This window comes from Streptosporangium heterodermiicola (genome assembly GCF_051390675.1).
Classification (GTDB): domain Bacteria; phylum Actinomycetota; class Actinomycetes; order Streptosporangiales; family Streptosporangiaceae; genus Streptosporangium.
The window spans coordinates 91,069-107,500 of record NZ_JBPJSR010000007.1 but is presented as its reverse complement, the minus strand read 5'-3'; the positions used below and the strand labels follow the sequence as shown (position 1 = coordinate 107,500).

General features: G+C 71.5%; 15 protein-coding genes. 7 read left to right on the top strand and 8 right to left on the bottom strand.

The genetic code is table 11. The features are described 5' to 3' along the window. Nucleotides 1-232: 232 nt before the first annotated feature. A complete protein-coding gene (gene qcrB / locus ACSC1Q_RS17195; RefSeq protein ID WP_436759708.1) occupies nt 233-1,951 on the top strand; it encodes a cytochrome bc1 complex cytochrome b subunit in 1,719 nt (572 codons plus the stop codon). 157 nt (nt 1,952-2,108) lie between these two features. Here the strand turns inward: qcrB and ACSC1Q_RS17190 are convergent, their stop codons facing one another. The 5 genes from ACSC1Q_RS17190 to ACSC1Q_RS17170 form a co-directional block, all read right to left on the bottom strand. Further along, nucleotides 2,109-2,666, bottom strand: coding sequence for a TrmH family RNA methyltransferase (locus ACSC1Q_RS17190; protein ID WP_436759707.1), 558 nt, complete (start codon nt 2,664-2,666; stop codon nt 2,109-2,111). A 166-nt stretch (nt 2,667-2,832) separates the two neighbouring features. Beyond that, a complete protein-coding gene (locus ACSC1Q_RS17185) occupies nt 2,833-3,444 on the bottom strand; it encodes a class I SAM-dependent methyltransferase (RefSeq protein ID WP_436759706.1) in 612 nt (203 codons plus the stop codon). Nucleotides 3,445-3,665: 221 nt separating this feature from the next. Beyond that, nucleotides 3,666-4,613 carry a VWA domain-containing protein gene (locus tag ACSC1Q_RS17180; protein ID WP_436759705.1) on the bottom strand — a complete coding sequence of 316 codons (948 nt, stop codon included), beginning with the start codon at nt 4,611-4,613 and terminating at the stop codon, nt 3,666-3,668. After that, nucleotides 4,610-5,590 (bottom strand): DUF58 domain-containing protein, encoded by a 981-nt coding sequence (locus tag ACSC1Q_RS17175; RefSeq protein ID WP_436759704.1) that lies wholly within the window; start codon nt 5,588-5,590, stop codon nt 4,610-4,612. Before ACSC1Q_RS17175 ends, ACSC1Q_RS17180 begins: the two co-directional genes overlap by 4 nt. Beyond that, a complete protein-coding gene (locus tag ACSC1Q_RS17170; RefSeq protein ID WP_436759703.1) occupies nt 5,587-6,591 on the bottom strand; it encodes an AAA family ATPase in 1,005 nt (334 codons plus the stop codon). The genes ACSC1Q_RS17175 and ACSC1Q_RS17170 overlap by 4 nt, the downstream gene beginning before the upstream one ends. Nucleotides 6,592-6,747: 156 nt before the next feature. Between ACSC1Q_RS17170 and ACSC1Q_RS17165 the strand changes: the two genes are divergently transcribed. From ACSC1Q_RS17165 to ACSC1Q_RS17140, 6 genes are all read left to right on the top strand, one after another. Then, nucleotides 6,748-7,512 carry a hypothetical protein gene (locus ACSC1Q_RS17165; protein WP_436759702.1) on the top strand — a complete coding sequence of 255 codons (765 nt, stop codon included), beginning with the start codon at nt 6,748-6,750 and terminating at the stop codon, nt 7,510-7,512. Nucleotides 7,513-7,779: 267 nt separating this feature from the next. Beyond that, nucleotides 7,780-8,385 carry a PadR family transcriptional regulator gene (locus tag ACSC1Q_RS17160; RefSeq protein ID WP_436759701.1) on the top strand — a complete coding sequence of 202 codons (606 nt, stop codon included), beginning with the start codon at nt 7,780-7,782 and terminating at the stop codon, nt 8,383-8,385. A 1-nt stretch (nt 8,386) separates the two neighbouring features. Further along, a complete protein-coding gene (locus tag ACSC1Q_RS17155) occupies nt 8,387-9,805 on the top strand; it encodes an FAD-dependent oxidoreductase (RefSeq protein WP_436759700.1) in 1,419 nt (472 codons plus the stop codon). Nucleotides 9,806-10,253: 448 nt separating this feature from the next. After that, nucleotides 10,254-10,655 (top strand): ChaB family protein, encoded by a 402-nt coding sequence (locus tag ACSC1Q_RS17150; protein WP_436759941.1) that lies wholly within the window; start codon nt 10,254-10,256, stop codon nt 10,653-10,655. Nucleotides 10,656-10,953: 298 nt separating this feature from the next. Continuing rightward, nucleotides 10,954-12,612, top strand: coding sequence for a catalase (locus ACSC1Q_RS17145; protein ID WP_436759699.1), 1,659 nt, complete (start codon nt 10,954-10,956; stop codon nt 12,610-12,612). 276 nt (nt 12,613-12,888) lie between these two features. Next, nucleotides 12,889-13,161: a WhiB family transcriptional regulator gene (locus ACSC1Q_RS17140; protein WP_436759698.1), complete on the top strand. Its 273-nt coding sequence runs from the start codon at nt 12,889-12,891 to the stop codon at nt 13,159-13,161. Here ACSC1Q_RS17140 and ACSC1Q_RS17135 read toward each other — a convergent pair. From ACSC1Q_RS17135 to ACSC1Q_RS17125, 3 genes are all read right to left on the bottom strand, one after another. Then, complete coding sequence (locus ACSC1Q_RS17135) at nt 13,154-14,197, bottom strand: DUF72 domain-containing protein (protein WP_436759697.1); 1,044 nt, start codon at nt 14,195-14,197, stop codon at nt 13,154-13,156. The two genes, ACSC1Q_RS17140 and ACSC1Q_RS17135, sit on opposite strands and share 8 nt — an antisense overlap. A 103-nt stretch (nt 14,198-14,300) precedes the next feature. Beyond that, nucleotides 14,301-15,350, bottom strand: coding sequence for an NAD-dependent epimerase/dehydratase family protein (locus ACSC1Q_RS17130; protein WP_436759696.1), 1,050 nt, complete (start codon nt 15,348-15,350; stop codon nt 14,301-14,303). 211 nt (nt 15,351-15,561) lie between these two features. Continuing rightward, complete coding sequence (locus ACSC1Q_RS17125) at nt 15,562-16,383, bottom strand: DUF3152 domain-containing protein (protein WP_436759695.1); 822 nt, start codon at nt 16,381-16,383, stop codon at nt 15,562-15,564. Nucleotides 16,384-16,432: the final 49 nt, after the last annotated feature.

The window sequence follows — 16,432 nt, the reverse complement described above, 5'->3', positions numbered from 1 at the left end:
GTTTGGGTCACAAGCCACGGAACGGAACGCGGCGACGGCCCCGGCGCGGCCGGGCCGATGGGCAGGTCAGGGCTTTGCCCTGACCTGCCCATCGCCGTGAACGAACCTGCCCATCGCCGTGGATGATGGGAAATACCTGGTCGTCCACGGCGGACCTTGCCGTTCCGTCTGATTTCCGCTCTCCGGGGCGCGACGACGTCGAGGCGGGGGTTCGTGAGAGCGGAGGCCGCGAATGAGCAAGGGAAACACGCCCGGACACCTGGCGAGCGTGAGCGGTTACCTCGACGACCGCCTCGGCGCGGCGGGATTCCTCAAGCGGAACATGCGGAAGATCTTTCCCGACCACTGGACGTTCCTGCTGGGCGAGATCCCCCTCTACTCGTTCGTCATCCTGCTGCTGACCGGCACGTTCCTGACGTTCTTCTTCAAGCCCGGCATGGAGGAGATCGTCTACAACGGCTCCTACGCGCCGCTCAAGGGCGTCATGATGTCCGAGGCGTACGCCTCGTCACTGGACCTCAGCTTCGACGTGCGCGGCGGCCTGCTGATGCGGCAGATGCACCACTGGGCGGCCCTGATGTTCATCGGCGGCATGATGATCCACATGCTCCGGGTGTTCTTCAACGGCGCCTACCGCAAGCCCCGCGAGCTGAACTGGCTGATCGGCGTCGCCCTGCTGGCCCTCGCCCTGTTCGAGGGCCTGACCGGCTACTCCCTGCTCGACGACCTGCTCTCCGGCGCCGGCCTGCGGATCACCGCCGGGGTGGCACAGTCGCTGCCGGTGGTCGGCACCTGGCTCACCTTCTTCCTCATCGGCGGCGAGTATCCCGGTGACGAGGTCATCGGGCGCTTCTACTCGATACACATCCTGCTCCTGCCGGGCATCCTGCTCGCGCTCATCACCGCCCACCTGATCCTGACGTGGGTGCTGAAGCACACGCAGATGCCGGGCAGGGGCCGTACCAACGACAACGTGGTGGGCGCGCCCACCTACCCGTCCTTCATGGCCAAGTCGGGCGCCTACTTCATGTTCACCTTCGGGATCGTCGCGCTGCTGGGCACCTTCGCCCAGATCAACCCCGTCTGGCTGTACGGCCCCTACAAGCCGTCCGACATCTCGGCGGCCTCCCAGCCCGACTTCTACCTGGCGTTCCTGGACGGCTCGCTGCGCCTGATGCCCTCCTGGGAGATCAACTTCCTGGGCTTCACACTGCCGATGAGCGTGATCGTCCCGGCGCTCGCCCCGCTGGGGCTCATCCTGCTGGGCCTGGTCCTGTACCCGTTCGCCGAGCAGTGGATCACCGGGGACCGGCGCGAGCACAACCTCTCGGACCGCCCCCGCAACAACCCGCACCGCACCGCGATCGGCATGTCGGCGGTCACGTTCTACGGCATCCTGTGGCTGATGGCCTCCACCGACGTGCTCGCCGCGTTCTTCCGCCTCTCGATAAACCAGATCATCTACATCGGCCGGGGGATGGTCTTCCTCGGCCCGGCCCTGGCGTACTTCGTCACCTACCGGATCTGCCTGGGCCTGCAGCGCCGCGACGCCGACGCCCTCGGCCACGGCGTGGAGACCGGCGTGATCAAGCGCCTGCCCACGGGGGAGTACATCGAGGTCCACGTCCCGCCCTTGGAGTCCATCGAGGCCCAGGTGCGAGGCAAGGAGCCGGTCCCGATCCTCGCGGGGACGGCCGAGGACGGCGACGGCGTCCCGGAGCACAACGGGAAGCACCACCCGCTCCGCAAACTGCGCGCCATGATGAGCCGGGCGTACGGCGGGGACAAGGTCCCGCTCGACGGCGACGGCGACCAGGCCCGCAACGGCCACGGCGAGCACGACGGCCACCGCGACCGGGACGGACGCGACGGCCACGACGGGCGAGAGGCACGCGAAGGTACCGGGCGCGCGGCCGTCGGGCCGGGGACGGACGAGAACAGGCCGCCGTGACCGGTCGCGGCCGTCACTTCCCGGCCGTCACTTCCCGGCCGTCACTCCTCGCGCGTCTCCCCGGTCGTCGTCCCCCGGCCGTCACTCCTCGCGCGTCTCCCCGGTCGTCGTCCCCCGGCCGTCACTCCTCGCGCGTCCCCCCGGGCGTCCCTGGCCGTCACTCCTCGGGCGGCACCTTGCCCGACCACTCCTGGCGGCGGGCCTCGGCCACCGCGATCGCCGCCGCCACCGCGACGTTGAACGAGCCGACCCGGCCGACCTGCGGGATGTAGCAGACGCCGTCGGCGGCCTCCAGCAGCGCGGGGGAGCACCCGTGGTCCTCGCCGCCCACCACCAGGCACACGTCCCCGCCCAGCTTGGCCTCGGACAGGGGCACGGCGTCGCCGGTCAGCTCCACCGCGACCACCGCGAACCCGTCCTCCTTGGCCGCCCGTACGGCCTCCAGGACGGGGACCGGCTCCTCCCAGGCCACCAGCCTGTCGGTGCCCAGCGCGGTCTTCTGCGCCTTGGGGTTGGTCGGCGGGGTGGCGTTGCCCGCCAGCCAGATCCGCTCCACGCCGAACGCGGCGGCCGTGCGGAAGATGGAACCGATGTTGAACGGGCCGGTCACCGACTCCAGGATCAGGGCCAGCCGCCCCTCGGTGTTCCTGCGCCAGGTGCGGTTGAGGCGCTTCACATCGGTCGGGCGCAGCTGCCTGCGCGGGTTCGCCGTCATCGGTCGTTCACCGTTCCTCGTCGCTCCTCGTTCGTTCCGGGTGTCTCGCGGTGACCCGCGCCTCGCCCGCCACCGCGCCCCTGACCAAGGCCGCCCGTGCCCGTCCGCCTGTGCCCGCCCCCGCCGAGCCGGTGCGCGGCTCGTGAGGGAGCGGGGGAGCGGGTGCTCACCGCGGCTCCGCCTCCGGGCGCGCCGCCACCCGGAGGATCCGGTACGAGGAGCGGGAGGCCACGCGCTCGGCGGGCCAGCCGCGCTCGTTCAGCCAGCGCTGCAGGGAGTCGGAGCCCAGGTGCTTCTGGACCACCAGGTGGGCGACGCCGTCCGGGGTGAGGCGCGACAGCCAGCGGGTCAGCATCTCGTGCATCGCGGCCTTGCCGATGCGGATCGCCGGATTGGACCAGATGGCGGAGAACCGCACCTCCGGCGGGACCTCGTCGACATGCATCGACCTTACTTTGTCAAGGGAGGCGGCCCTGGCGTTCCTCGCGCACAGCTCGACCGACCTGCGGTTGACGTCCACCGCCCAGACCGTCGCCTCCGGGGCGCGCGAGGCCATCGTCAGCGCGATCGGCCCGTAGCCGCAGCCCAGGTCGAGCAGGTCGCCGCCCGGCGGCGGAGGGGGGACGCTCTCCAGCAGGATCCGGGTGCCCTGGTCGACGCGCTCGGCGGAGAACACCCCGCTGTCGGTCTCCAGTTTCAGATGGAGGTCGGGGAGCACGAGCGTGACCGAGCCGGGACGGCCCGCGGTCTCCGGACGCTCCTCGAAGTAATGTGCCACGTCGTAGAACGTTACCAACGGCCGGGACCGGCTCAGGGCGGCCGCGACCCCCGGCCGCGATCTCGCCCCGCCCCTGGCCGCGACTCCAGCCCCGCCCTTCCCCGCCCTTGGCCCCGCCCCGGCCGTGACCCCACCCGCGGGGCCGCCCGTAAGCTCGCCTGCCCGCTCTCGCCGTACGCGGCCTCATGAAGGGTCATGAGGGTCATGAGGCCGCGGGAGGGTCAGGGGATCCGTGAACCCAGCAGCAGGGACACCCCGGCGGTCACCAGACCGGCCAGGATCGCCGCCACCACGAACCACTGGGTGATCTCCTGGTTGACCGTCCGGTAGCCCAGCGAGGTGCCGATCTGCTCGTACACCTGCTTCAGCTCGCTGCCCGACTCCGCCTCGTAGGCCCGGCCGCCGGTGCCCTCCGACAGGGTCTGCAGGGTGGCCTTGTTCACCGGCACGTTCACGTCGCGGCCGTCGATCGAGACCGTCCCCTCCTGGGTGCCGTAGGCGATCGTGGAGACCGGGACCCGTACGCTCTTGGCCGCGTCGATCGCCTCGGCCACCGAACGCCCCGAGGTGTTGTCGCCGTCGGACAGCAGCACGATCGCGGCCGGGGGCGGGTCGGTCACCGCCTGCTGGTCGAAGGAGCGCAGCGACTCCAGGGAGCTGAACACCGCCTCGCCGATCGCGGTGCCCGCCCGGGTGCTGAGGGTGCCGAGGGAGGTGCCGACCGCCTGGTGGTCGGTGGTGGGCGAGACCACCACCGAGGCGGAACGGGCGAAGGCGACCAGCCCGACGTTGAAACGCTCAGGCAGGTCCGTGACGAACTTCTGGGCGGCCTCCTTGGCCGCGGTGATCCGGTCGGGCTGGACGTCGTCGGCCTCCATCGAGAGCGAGACGTCCAGCGCGATGATGATCGTCGCCCGGTCGCGGGGGATGCGCACCGAGTCGGCGGGACGGGCCGCGCCCACGATCAGCAGGCTCATCATGACGAGGAACAGCGCCGGGGCCACGTGCCGCCGCCAGCCGGGCCCCGCCGGGGCCACCAGCGTCAGCAGGGGCAGGTTGGTGAAGCGCAGCGCGTAGCGGCGCCGGGCGAACTGGGCGGCCACGTAGCCCGCCACGAGCAGCGCCAGCGCGGCGAACAGCCACAGCCAGACCGGAGAGAGGAAGGTCACCGTGTCGCTCCCGACCTCGGGGGCCGATGGGTCAGGTGCGCCATGCGGCGCTGCCGCAGCACGAACTGGGCGATGTCGAACACCCAGTCGCGGTCGGTGCGCAACACCAGGTGGGCCACCCCGCAGCGGCGCAACGCCACCTGGTTGGTCGTCCGCTGCGCGGCGGCGGCCTCCGCGTACGCGCGGCGGACCTTGGGCGTGAGCTGGATCTCGCGGCTCCGCCCCGTCTCCGGGTCGGTCATGCTGACCAGCCCCACCGGCGGCAGCTCCAGCTCGCGAGGGTCGATCACCTCGACGGCCAGCACCTGGTGGTGGGCGGCCAGCCGGCGGATCGGCCGCTCCCAGGGCAGCTCCAGGCCGGGATCGAGGGTGGGCTCGGGGTCGAGGAAGTCGGAGACGACCACCCGCAGGCCGCGCCTCCGTCGCGCCGAGGCGAGGATCTCGATCGCCTCGGCCAGGTCGGGGGCACCGGCGACGGCGCGGCCCCTGGGGGCCTCCATCAGCGAGTGCAGCAGGCCGTACAGCGCCGGGCGGCCGTTCCTGGCGGGCATCCGGTGGACGTACTCGTCGTGCAGGACGTACGTGCCGAAGCGGTTGCCGATCCGGCCCGACAGGAAGCCGATCGCCCCGACGGCGGCCACGACCAGGTCCCGCTTCTCCATTCCGGCGGTGCCGAAGTCCATGCTGGGCGACAGGTCCGCCAGGGCCCAGGTCTCCAGCTCCCGGTCGGCGATCAGGTCGCGCACGTGCGGGACGGTCGTGCGGGCGGTCACCGACCAGTCCATCCGCCGGATGTCGTCCTCGCCGGGCACGTAGACCCGGCTGTCGCCGAACTCGCTCCCGGGGCCGGGAAGCAGCCCCTGGTACGCGCCCTGCAGCAGCCCGTCCAGGCGCCGGACGATCGTGAGCTCCAGCCGGCGCAACGCCTGCTCGGCCGTGCTCAGGTCAGGATCGCCGGTGCCTTCGAGGCCGGTCACCGGGGTCCCTGGTTCCAGACGACCAGCGGGGGCGGCACGGCGGCGAGGATCTGGCGGACCACGTCCTCGGGGTCGATCCCGTCGGCGATGGCGTCGAAGGTGAGCATCAGCCGGTGGGACATCACGTCCACCGCCACGTCGCGCACGTCGTCGGGGAGCAGGTAGTCGCGGCCGCGCAGCAGCGCCAGGCCGCGTCCCGCGGCGACCAGGCCGAGGGTGGCCCGGGGGCTCACGCCGATCTCGATGTTCTCCTGCAGCCCGGCCAGGCCGTACTCGGCGGGGGAGCGGGTGGCCATCACGAGCCTGACCACGTAGTCGGCGACGAGCTGGTGGACCGAGACCTGGTCGGCCATGGCCTGCAGGGCGGCCAGCCGCGCGGGGTCGAGCACCGGCCTGGGGGTCGGCGGGGTCACGCTCATCCGGTGCAGGATCTCCAGCTCCTCGTGGGCGCTGGGATGGGTGACGCGGACCTTGAACAGGAACCGGTCGCGCTGGACCTCGGGGAGCGGGTAGACGCCCTCGGACTCGATCGGGTTCTGGGTGGCCAGCACGATGAACGGTTTCGGCAGCGGGTGGGTCTCCCCGGCCAGGGTCACCTGCCGCTCGGCCATGACCTCCAGCAGCGCCGACTGCACCTTGGCCGGGGCCCTGTTGATCTCGTCGGCGAGCAGGAAGTTGACGAACACCGGGCCGAGCTCGACGTCGAAGGCCTCGCGGGAGGGGTGGTACACCCGGGTGCCCACGATGTCGCTCGGGACCAGGTCCGGGGTGAACTGGATGCGGGCGAACTCGCCGCCGACCACCGTGGCCAGAGTCGAGGCCGCCAGGGTCTTGGCCACCCCCGGCACCCCCTCCAGCAGGCAGTGGCCCCTGGCCAGGAGCGCCACGAGCAACCGCTCCACCATGTGCTCCTGCCCGACGATGACCCGCCGGACCTCGGCCAGGGCGTCGCGCAGCAATCCGGTGTCGGTCTCGCTCGGCAGTTCTTCGGCGACGGTCATGCCGGTATTCCATCAAATGAAAAGGCGGCTCGCACGACGGGCCCGCTCCGTATTTCCTGACAGTGCCGTCGTGTGCCCGCCGCATGCCCGTCGTGTGCCCGGGGCATGCCCGCGGGACGCCCACGGGGCGCGGTGTGATCGGCGGGGTGTGCTTTCATGTCAGACGTGGCCACTCCACTCCAGTACGGTGACCCGCCCCAGCTGGGGCCCTTCCTCGTGCAGGCCCGCCTGCGCGTGGGACCCGCCGGGCTGGTCTACCTCGGGCTGGCGCCCGACGGCCGGGCCGTCTCGGTCGCGGTGCTGACCAAGGGGGCGGCGCTCGACCCGGCGGCCCGCGACCGCTTCGTCACCGGGGTCCGCGACGCGACGGCGAGCCGTTCCGGCGTGCGGGGCTGGATGGCGAGGGCGACACGAGCGCGCACCGCCGTGGCCGACACGGTCCCGCAGGTGCTGGCGATGGACGGCGGAAGCGCCCCGTGGGTGGCCACGCCGTACGAGCCCGACAGGGCCGGGGCGGAGCGGTTCCTGGAGCCGGTGCTGGTCAGCGGCACGCTGATCGGTGAGCAGCACGGCCCCGACTTCGCGCCGCACTGGGTGGGCGACCGCTCGCCCGCGCTGCCCGCGCCGCCCAAGGCCGCGCCGCCGCCGACCGAGACCCGCAGGTCCGTGGTCATCGCCGGGGTCGTGCTGACCGTGCTGCTCGTGCTGCTGGCGGTGATGGTCTGGTTGCTGCTGCGCAAGGAGGACGACTTCGAGCCGTTGCCGAAGCCGTTGCCGCCCACGGTGTTCGTCCCGACCCCGCCGCCGGTACCGACGACACCCGAGCCGGGCCAGCCCACCCCGTCGCCGTCGCCGAGCCAGAGCGGGACCGGCACGCCCGGCCCCCAGGAGGGCGACGAGAACGAGGGCGAGCCCATCTAGGGACGCCCGCCCGGGGGGTGCCTGAACGCACCGGGGCCGGATGTCGCCCATCGGGTTCGACGTGAGCCGGCAGGTGTCCACTGTCCACGGTCGACGGTCCACGTGGAGAGAGGGCGTGTGGGTCCTCCCCGCCGGGTACGCCTGTCAGGTTCGAAGTGAACCGGTGGGTGTCCGGATGGAGCGGTTCCGCAGGTCTTCCCTGTCCTGCTACTCGCTTACGAGTACTCATGTTTGACTTCTTTCATCTACTCGTGTTTGAGTAGTCGCATGAGTAGTACGCGATTGTTCATCCTGGGGGCGCTGGCCCGCCGGGGGCCGATGCACGGTCACCAGATCCGGCAGAGCGCGCAGACGGACCGGACCGAGCTGTGGACCGACATCAAGGTCGGGTCCCTGTACGGGGCGCTGCACCGGATGGAGGCCGAAGGGGTGATAGAGACGGTGCGCACCGAGCAGCAGGGCAACCTCCCGGCGCGGACCGTATACGCGATCACCGAGGACGGCGGGCTGGAGCTGGAGTCGCTGCGTGAGGCGGCCCTGCGTGACACCCGCCTGCGGCCCGATCCCGTGGACCTCGCTCTCCAGCTCAGCTCCGACATGGGCGAGGGGGAGCTGCGGGCCGTCATCGAGGACCGGCACCGCAAGCTCACCGCCGAGCTCCAGACCTGGCGGCGGCTGAGGGAGGCGGCCACCCCCCACCTCCGTGGCCTCGAACCGCTCGGCTTCGACCACACCCTCGTCCGCCTGCGGGCGGAGATCACCTGGCACGAGACGCTGCTTGAGGAACTGCCCCGGCTCCTCGGCGCCGGGGGATCCCCCGGGACGCCCTCCGGCGACGAGGAAAACGAAGAGAACGAAGGAGGGGAAGCCTGACATGCCCGCGAAACCACTCGACGTCCTCGTCGTCGGAGGCGGCATAGGGGGCCTGGCGCTGGCCCAGGCGCTGCTGCCCTCCGGGGTGAACGTCCAGGTCTACGAGCGCGAGCGCGACGCCGCCGACTGGGTGCGGGGCTATCGCATCCACCTGAACCAGATCGGCAGCAGGGCGTTGCACCGGTGCCTGCCGGGCCCGCTGTGGGAGGCGTTCCTCGCCACCTCCGGCCACCCCGGTCCCGGCTTCGGCTTCCACACCCATCGGCTGCGGGAGCTCGTGTTCGTGGAGGAGGGCGTGATGACCGGCGGGGCCGCCGACCCCTCGGGCGGCCAGTACGCGGTCAGCCGCACCACCCTGCGCAGGCTCCTGCTGGCCGGGCTGGAGGGCGTCGTCCACCACGGCAGGACGTTCCGGCGCTACGAGGTGAGGCCGGACGGCAGGATCGTCGCCTTCTTCGCCGACGGCACCTCGGCCACCGGAGACGTGCTGGTCGGCGCGGACGGCGCCAACTCGCTGGTACGCGGCCAGTATCTGCCGGGGGCCCGCCGCGTCGACACCGGCGCGCTCGCGATCGGCGCCCGGCTGCCGCTGGACGACCGGGCCCGCGGGTGGCTCCCCGGAAACCTCGCCGACGGGCTCAACCTCATCCTGCCGCCGAGCGGGAGCGCCATGTTCACCGCGGCCTTCAACGGCAGGCGCAGGGCGGAGAGCCTCCTCGCCCGGGGGACGGGTCCCGGTTCCGCCGGAGGGGCCGGTGGCACCGCGAGGGAAGGAGGCCTCGCCGGCCTGGAGGCCCGCCTCGCCGGGTTCGGGCTCGACCTGAGGTCCCTGGCCGACGATCTCCAGGACTACGTGCTGTGGGCCTTCGTCGCCCCCCACGGGACCTATCCGGCCGGGGCCGCCGACCTCGACGGCGACGGGCTCAAGGATCTGGCCGGGACGATGACCTCCGGCTGGCACCCCGCCCTGCGCCGCCTGGTCGCCGAGGCGGACCCGGCCAGTGTCCAGCTGATGCCGTTCAGGACATCCGTCCCCGTCGGCCGATGGCCCGCGACGCCGGTGACGCTGCTCGGGGACGCCATCCACAACATGACGCCCGCGATGGGCTTCGGCGCCAACACGGCGCTGCGCGACGCCGCCCTGCTGGCGAGCGGGCTGGCGGCGTTCCAGCGGGGCCGGGGCACCCTGACGGAGGCGATAGGCGGCTACGAGACCCGGATGCGCGCGTACGGCTTCGGCGCCGTCCGCACCTCCGCGAGGTTCACGGAGTTCATGATCTCCGGCAGTCCCCTCGTCCGGCGCGGCGCGAAGGCCTGGTTCCGCCTGTGCGACACCCTGCCGCCGGTCAAGCGGATGAGCTTCGGCCGCCTGTGGACCGACGGCGCGGCGCCCCCGCCCTCCCCGGTTCCTCGCGGGTGATTCGCTTGAGTCTCCCGTAACGGGAGCCTTTACCGTCCGGGGCATGGAAATCATCGTTCACGACACCCCGCGGGTCATGCTGGACCTGGTGAGCCTTCCGCTGGAACGGCGCCCGGAGGCGCCGCGCGCGATGCCGGCGCCCATGCGCGAGGCCGTCCCCATGCCCGGCGACCTCGTCGACATCCACCACATGGGCGGCGGCTTCCGGGTGGACCGTGACGACGATCGCCACCTCCCCGCGCTGCGGCGGCTGGTCGAGCAGGACGTACGCGGCCAGATCGAGGACGCGCTGCGGTCCGCCTGGAGGCATCTCCGCGACGCCGGGCTCTCCCCCCTCCGCCGGGCGGGAGGAGGCGGCATGATCGGTGACGGGGTGGGCATGTCCGCCGTTGAGGTTGCGACCTGTGAAGACCCGCGAAGACCTGCGAAGAGGAGAGGTGATCACGCCATGCCGGCACGCGAGGAGATCCCGACCACCCTGCGGCGTTCGCCGAGGAAGGCACAGGAGACGTGGATCAAGGCGCATGACTCCGCGGTGGAGACCTACGGGGAGGGGGAGCGGGCGCACCGCACGGCGTTCGCCGCGCTGAAGCACTCCTTCGAGAAGGTCGGCGACCACTGGGAGCCGAAGGGCCGCAAGGGGCCGTCCGACGACCGCGCCGCCCGGGGCGGGCTCAGGGGCGGCAGGAGCGCCGAGGGGGTGGACGCCAACGCCTCCAAACAACACCTGTACGACGTGGCCAGGCGCCTGGACGTCAAGGGGAGGTCCACGATGTCGAAGGAGGAGCTGGTCGCGGCCATCGGGGAGGCGAACCGGCGGGCCACGGCGAAGGCCCGCGGAGGCTCCTGAGGTCTGGTCGGGGGCTCTGCCGACGCCTGCCCGTGGTTGAGAGCCCCCGCCAAGGTGAGATAGGTGGCGCAGGCCCGCTGAGGTCCTCAGGTCCTGGCTGAACGCCTGGGTGCCGGATGCTTCGTCCGGGGTGGCTTTTGTTCTCGGGGTAGGTATCAGCGCGTTTAAATTGCTGTCCCTTTTGCGTAGATTCCCTTCCTTATCGCTATAAAGCGACTTATGTCGGATAAGGAGGCTCGTGTGCCGATGTGTGGATCGGTGCGCCGGAAGCGACCGCAGCAGGGAAGGAAGCGCCGCCATGACGGATGTGTCGAGCATGGGACCCCGGCCGGGCGATGACCGACCGGTCCTGACCAATCGTCAGGGGCACCAGGTCTACGACAACCAGAACCAGCGCACGGTCGGCGCGAGGGGTCCGGCCACACTGGAGAACTACCAGTTCCTGGAGAAGATCAGTCACTTCGACCGCGAACGCATCCCCGAGCGGGTGGTCCACGCCCGGGGGGTGACCACCTACGGCCACTTCGAGGCCTACGGCAGACTGGGTGACGAGCCGATCGGCCGCTACACGCGGGCGAAGCTCTTCCAGGAGGCCGGGAAGCGGACCGACGTGGCCGTGCGGTTCTCCACGGTGATCGGCGGCAGGGACTCCTCGGAGGCCGCCCGCGACCCGCGCGGGTTCGCGGTGAAGTTCTACACCGAGGACGGCAACTGGGACCTCGTCGGCAACAACCTGGCGGTCTTCTTCATCAGGGACGCCATCAAGTTCCCCGACGTGATCCACTCGCTCAAGCCGGACCCGGTGACGTTCAGGCAGGAGCCCGGCCGGATCTTCGACTTCATGTCGCAGACGCCGGAGAGCATGCACATGATCGTCAACCTGTTCAGCCCGCGCGGCATCCCCGCCGACTACCGGCACATGCAGGGCTTCGGCGTCAACACCTACAAGTGGGTGAATGCGGAGGGCGAGACCCATCTGGTCAAGTACCACTGGATCCCCAAGCAGGGCGTGCGCAGCATGACCGCCGAGGACGCCGCCGCCGTACAGGGGCAGGAGCTCGGGCACGCCACCAAGGACCTGCACGAGGCGATCGATCGCGGCGACTTCCCCGAGTGGGAGCTGCTGGTGCAGATCATGAGCGACGACGACCACCCCGAGCTGGACTTCGACCCGCTGGACGACACCAAGGTGTGGCCGGAGGACCGCTTCCCGCCCAGGCCGGTCGGCAGGATGGTCCTGGACCGCAACGTGGCCAACAACTTCGCCGAGAACGAGCAGATCTCCTTCGGCACCGGCGTCCTGGTCGACGGTCTCGACTTCTCCGACGACAAGATGCTGACGGGCCGCACGTTCTCCTACAGCGACACCCAGCGCCACCGGGTGGGTCCCAACTACCTGCAGCTGCCGGTCAACCAGGCCAAGCACGCCGAGGTGCGCACCAACCAGCGTGACGGCCAGATGACCTACCACGTCGACGGGGAGGGCGAGAACCCGCACGTCAACTACGAGCCGTCCATCACCGGCGGGCTCAGGGAGGGGCGGTACCCCACCCACGACGAGCAGGGCCCGGTCGTCTCGGGACGGCTGACCCGCAAGCGCATCCCGCGCACCGACGACTACACGCAGCCGGGCCAGCGCTATCTGCTGATGGAGCAGTGGGAGCGCGACGACCTCGTGCTGAACTTCGTCGACATGCTGTCCCAGGCCGCGCGCCCGGTCCAGGAGCGCATGGTCTGGCACTTCCTGATGGTCGAGGACGACCTGGGCCTCAGGGTCGGGGAGGGGCTCGGGATCGCCCCCGAGGACGTCGCCCACCTGGAGCCGCTGGCCGGCCAGGACCTGAGCGACGAGGACCGCGAGCGGATGTCCGGACTCGGCAAGAACGGGCCCCGCGACGTGAGTGGTCTGAAGATGACCCACTGCGTGCCCGACGAGCGGGCGCGGGCGGAACGGTAGGAAACGCCACCGGGCCGGAGCGAGCCGTGCTCCGGCCCGGCGGGGTGGGAGGCGTGAGCGGGTGACCACCGCGCCGGGACGGTGTCCCGGGACGAGAGAAAGCTGATCCACTCGCTCCGGGAGGCCGCTGACCAGGAGCTTCGAAACAGGGAGAAACCCTCGGTCAAGGTCGCCCGATTTTTCCGCTTAAAAGGTATGAATGCCATTACAGCGGGCACGCGATCCTCAACCTGAGCCGCCAGCACCTCAGCCGTTCCGACTCCCAATTGGACTGCCATGCCTGCTAAGAGCAACGTCATTCCGATCATCCACTGGTCCCGCCGCTCGTCGTGCCTCAGTGAGGACCCCGAGCTGTTCTTCCCCGTGTCCTACGAGGGGCCGGGCCGTGAGCAGTACGAGCGCGCCAGGGCGGTGTGCCGCCGGTGCCCTGTGCGCGGGCGCTGCCTGGAGTACGCGTTGAACACCCAGCAGATGTACGGCGTCTGGGGAGGTACCACCCCGGAGGAGCGCAGGGCCACCATGACCGGGGCGAAACGGCGGGTCAGATAGCGGCTCCGCCGCGCCGGCCGCCGCTTCGGCCCTTTTCCCGCCCGCCCGCTCCACCGCTCCCGTTCGGCGTCCGCCCCAGCGTGTCCGGTCTGCCTGGTTCTTCGAGGTCATCCGGCTCACCGGGCTCACCGGGCTCACCGGACCAGCCGGGCCCGCCGATCTCGTCGACGAGGGCGCGGAACCGGGCGGCGTTGCGCTGGGAGTTGTCCGCGCAGCAGTTGTTGAAGAGCACGTGAGTCGTCTCGGCGCCCTCCGCGAGCTCCCGGACCCTGGCCGCCCACCGCGCGAGTTCGGGCTCCGAGTACATGTACGCGAAGCGCTCGTCGATGTTCTTGCTGGTCCACTTGTCGGAGTGCCCGTGCAGCCGCACCACGGCGAGGCCGGAGGTCGCGGCCAGGACCGGCGGGATCGACGAGGTGTGCCCCTGGGGCATGTCGACCCCCACGTACGCGAGGTCGTGCCCGGCGAGGAAGGCCAGGGTGTCCTCGCGGTTCTTCCCGTCCATCCAGGTGTGGTTGCGGAACTCGACGCTGACGCGCATCGGCGCGCAGCGCCGGGCGCACTCCAGGATGTAGCGCCTGTTGCCCTCCCCGATCGGGAACCACGGCGGGAACTGGAAGAGCACCGCCCCCAGCTTGCCCGCCTCGTGCAGCGGCTCCAGCGCGTCGAGGAACCGCCGCCAGACCTCGTCGGCGATCTCCGGCGGCACGTCCTTCGGGTAGAGGTTGCGCTGCGGCGGCGCGCCGAGGCTCTCCCGCAGGTCCTTGTAGAGGGAGGCGGGCCGGGTGGGATGCCCGGTCAGCAGGGAGAACGCCTTGATGTCGAAGGTGAAGTCCGGGGGCGTGCGGTCCCGCCACGCCTCCACGGTGCTCAGCGACGGCGGGTGGTAGTAGGTGGCGTCCACCTCGGCGATCGGGAACCTCGTCGCGTAGTAGGCCAGGCGTTTCGCCGGGGTGGAGGCGTCACCGGGATACCAGCCCGACTCCAGCAGCGACCGGTGCGTCCACGAGGCCGTGCCCACGAGGATCCTGCCCATACTTCGCGTCCTCCCTGACGAGTCCGACGTCCGTTTCGAGCCCCGCTCCCTGGGCCCTGCCCTCTGAGCCCTTGAGCCGGTCCCGCCCGGGGGGCGGGGGCCTTCAGGGCCTTCCGCCGACACCGCCGGCCAGCTCGCCCAGGCGCGCGGGCCCTCCGGTGTGCGGCGACAGCGGCGGGGTGTCCATGCCCTCCGCGCTCCGCAGCCCCTCGAACATCTCCCGCATCGCCTCCGTCGCCGTGCGGCGCGGCCGCCAGCCCAGCTCGGCGCGGGCGCGGCCGATGTCCATGATCGGCATTCTGAGCACCAGGTCGACCAGGCCGGGCGAGGCGGGGATCAGCCGCATGTGCCAGGCCGCGGCGACGGTGCTCCTGAGCGCCCAGCCCGAGACGGGGACCAGCCGGGCACCGAGCAGCCCGGCCAGCACCGAGGGCTCGATCACCGGGTCGGCGGCGATGTTGAAGGCGCCCGACACCGGCCGGGTGACCGCGAGCCGGTAGGCCTCGCCGACGTCGTCGCTGTGGACCGTCTGGAAGCGGAGCCCGGGGGTGTCGGGCACGAACGGGATCAGCTTCGGCCGTACCAGCCGCTGCGGCACGAACGGCCCGCCGAACAGGCGCCGCTGCCCGACCGCCGCCTCCCGCTTGAAGATGAAGCCCGGCCGCAGCCGTACGACCCTGATGTCCGGGTGGTCACGCTCGAACAGGTCGAGCACCCGTTCCACGTAGGCCTTCTCCCGGCCGTAGGCGGCCCCTGGCCAGCCGTGGGTCGGCCAGTCCTCGGTGACGGCCCTGTCCTTGGGAGCCGAGGAGTACGCGCCCACCGAGGAGGCGTGCACGAGCGCGGAGACCCCCGCGCGCGCGGCGGCCTCGAAGACCCTGATGCTGCCCAGGACGTTGTTCCGCCAGGTCGTCACCGGGGCGCGGGTGGGCTGGAACAGCCACGCCAGGTGGACGACCGCGTCGGCCCCCTCCAGGTGTGGCGCCAGGTCGCCGCCGGCGACGTCGGCGGTCCGCCAGGTGGTCTTGGGCGGGTGCCAGTCCGGCCGCCTGCGGGCCAGGCCCACGATGGATGTGACGTCGGGGTCGGCCGCGAGGGCGGACACCACGCTCGTGCCCACGTTTCCCGTCGCGCCGACTACTACTACTCGCATGCCTACCGGGTGCCCAGGGAGGGCCCGGCGAACCCGGTCTTCGCGACGGCTTTGCCGTGCGGGGGGACGATCCGGCGACACGGGGTGGCGGGGAACCCCGCGTCGGGCCGTTCGGGGGCCGTCACACGCCGTCCGCCGGTCCTTTCACCGGCCCCTCCCGGAGCCGCCCGTGAGGGGCGGGGAGTGAGCCGATGGGGAGACGGCGGGGGTCTCAGCGGCGGGGGGACGGCCAGGGGTTGGGGCGGCAGCCGTACAGGGACTTGGTCTGCTGGAGCATCACCGGCGCCCGCCGGCCGCGTCCCGGGCAGGACACGTGGCCGTGGCCGAGACCGTGGCCGACCTCGTGGCTGATGACGTACTCGCGGTAGGAGGCCACGTCTCGGCCGTAGCCGGTCGCCCCGCTGTTCCAGCGGACCGCGTTGATGATCGCGCGCTCGCCGTTCCAGCAGGAGAGTACGCCGTTGGTCCGCATCGGCAGGCACCGCCGGTCGGCCGTCTCGGGGCTGGACAGCGAGACCCTGATCCGCACCGGGCCGCGGGCCACCCGCTTGAACCGGTACCCCCAGCCGCGCCGGTCGTTGAGGATCCGGTGCACCTCGGCGGCGAACTCCTCCACCTCGAACGGCAGGCCCCGCTCGACCTCCACCGCGTACCGGATCACCTCGCCCTTCCCCTTCGGAGGCCGGGCCTCACCTGGGGCGACGGCGTAGCGGCCCTTGGCCGACCGGGGCACCCGCACCTTCAGCGGCTGCTGCCGGCCGTTGGCGAGCAGCAGCGGCTCCTTGGCCGGCGACGAGGTCGTGGGACCGGCGGAGGTCGCGGGGGCGGCGGTGTTCCGGGAGTCCTGGGGTTGCGGCGGCGGGGTCGGCGTCGCGGGCACCGCCGGTATCCCGGGCGGCGCGGCGTCGGGAGGCGCGGGCCTGTCGGGAACGGGTTCGAGATGACCGCTCAGCACCGTGGCCCCACCGGCCGAGAAGGTGACCACGATGCTCAGCGCGAGAAGCCACAGAACAGTCTTAGGGTCACGTCTCATTGCGTTCCTGGACATAGACCGTAAACCTTATTGCCCCTCGGCGGTAACT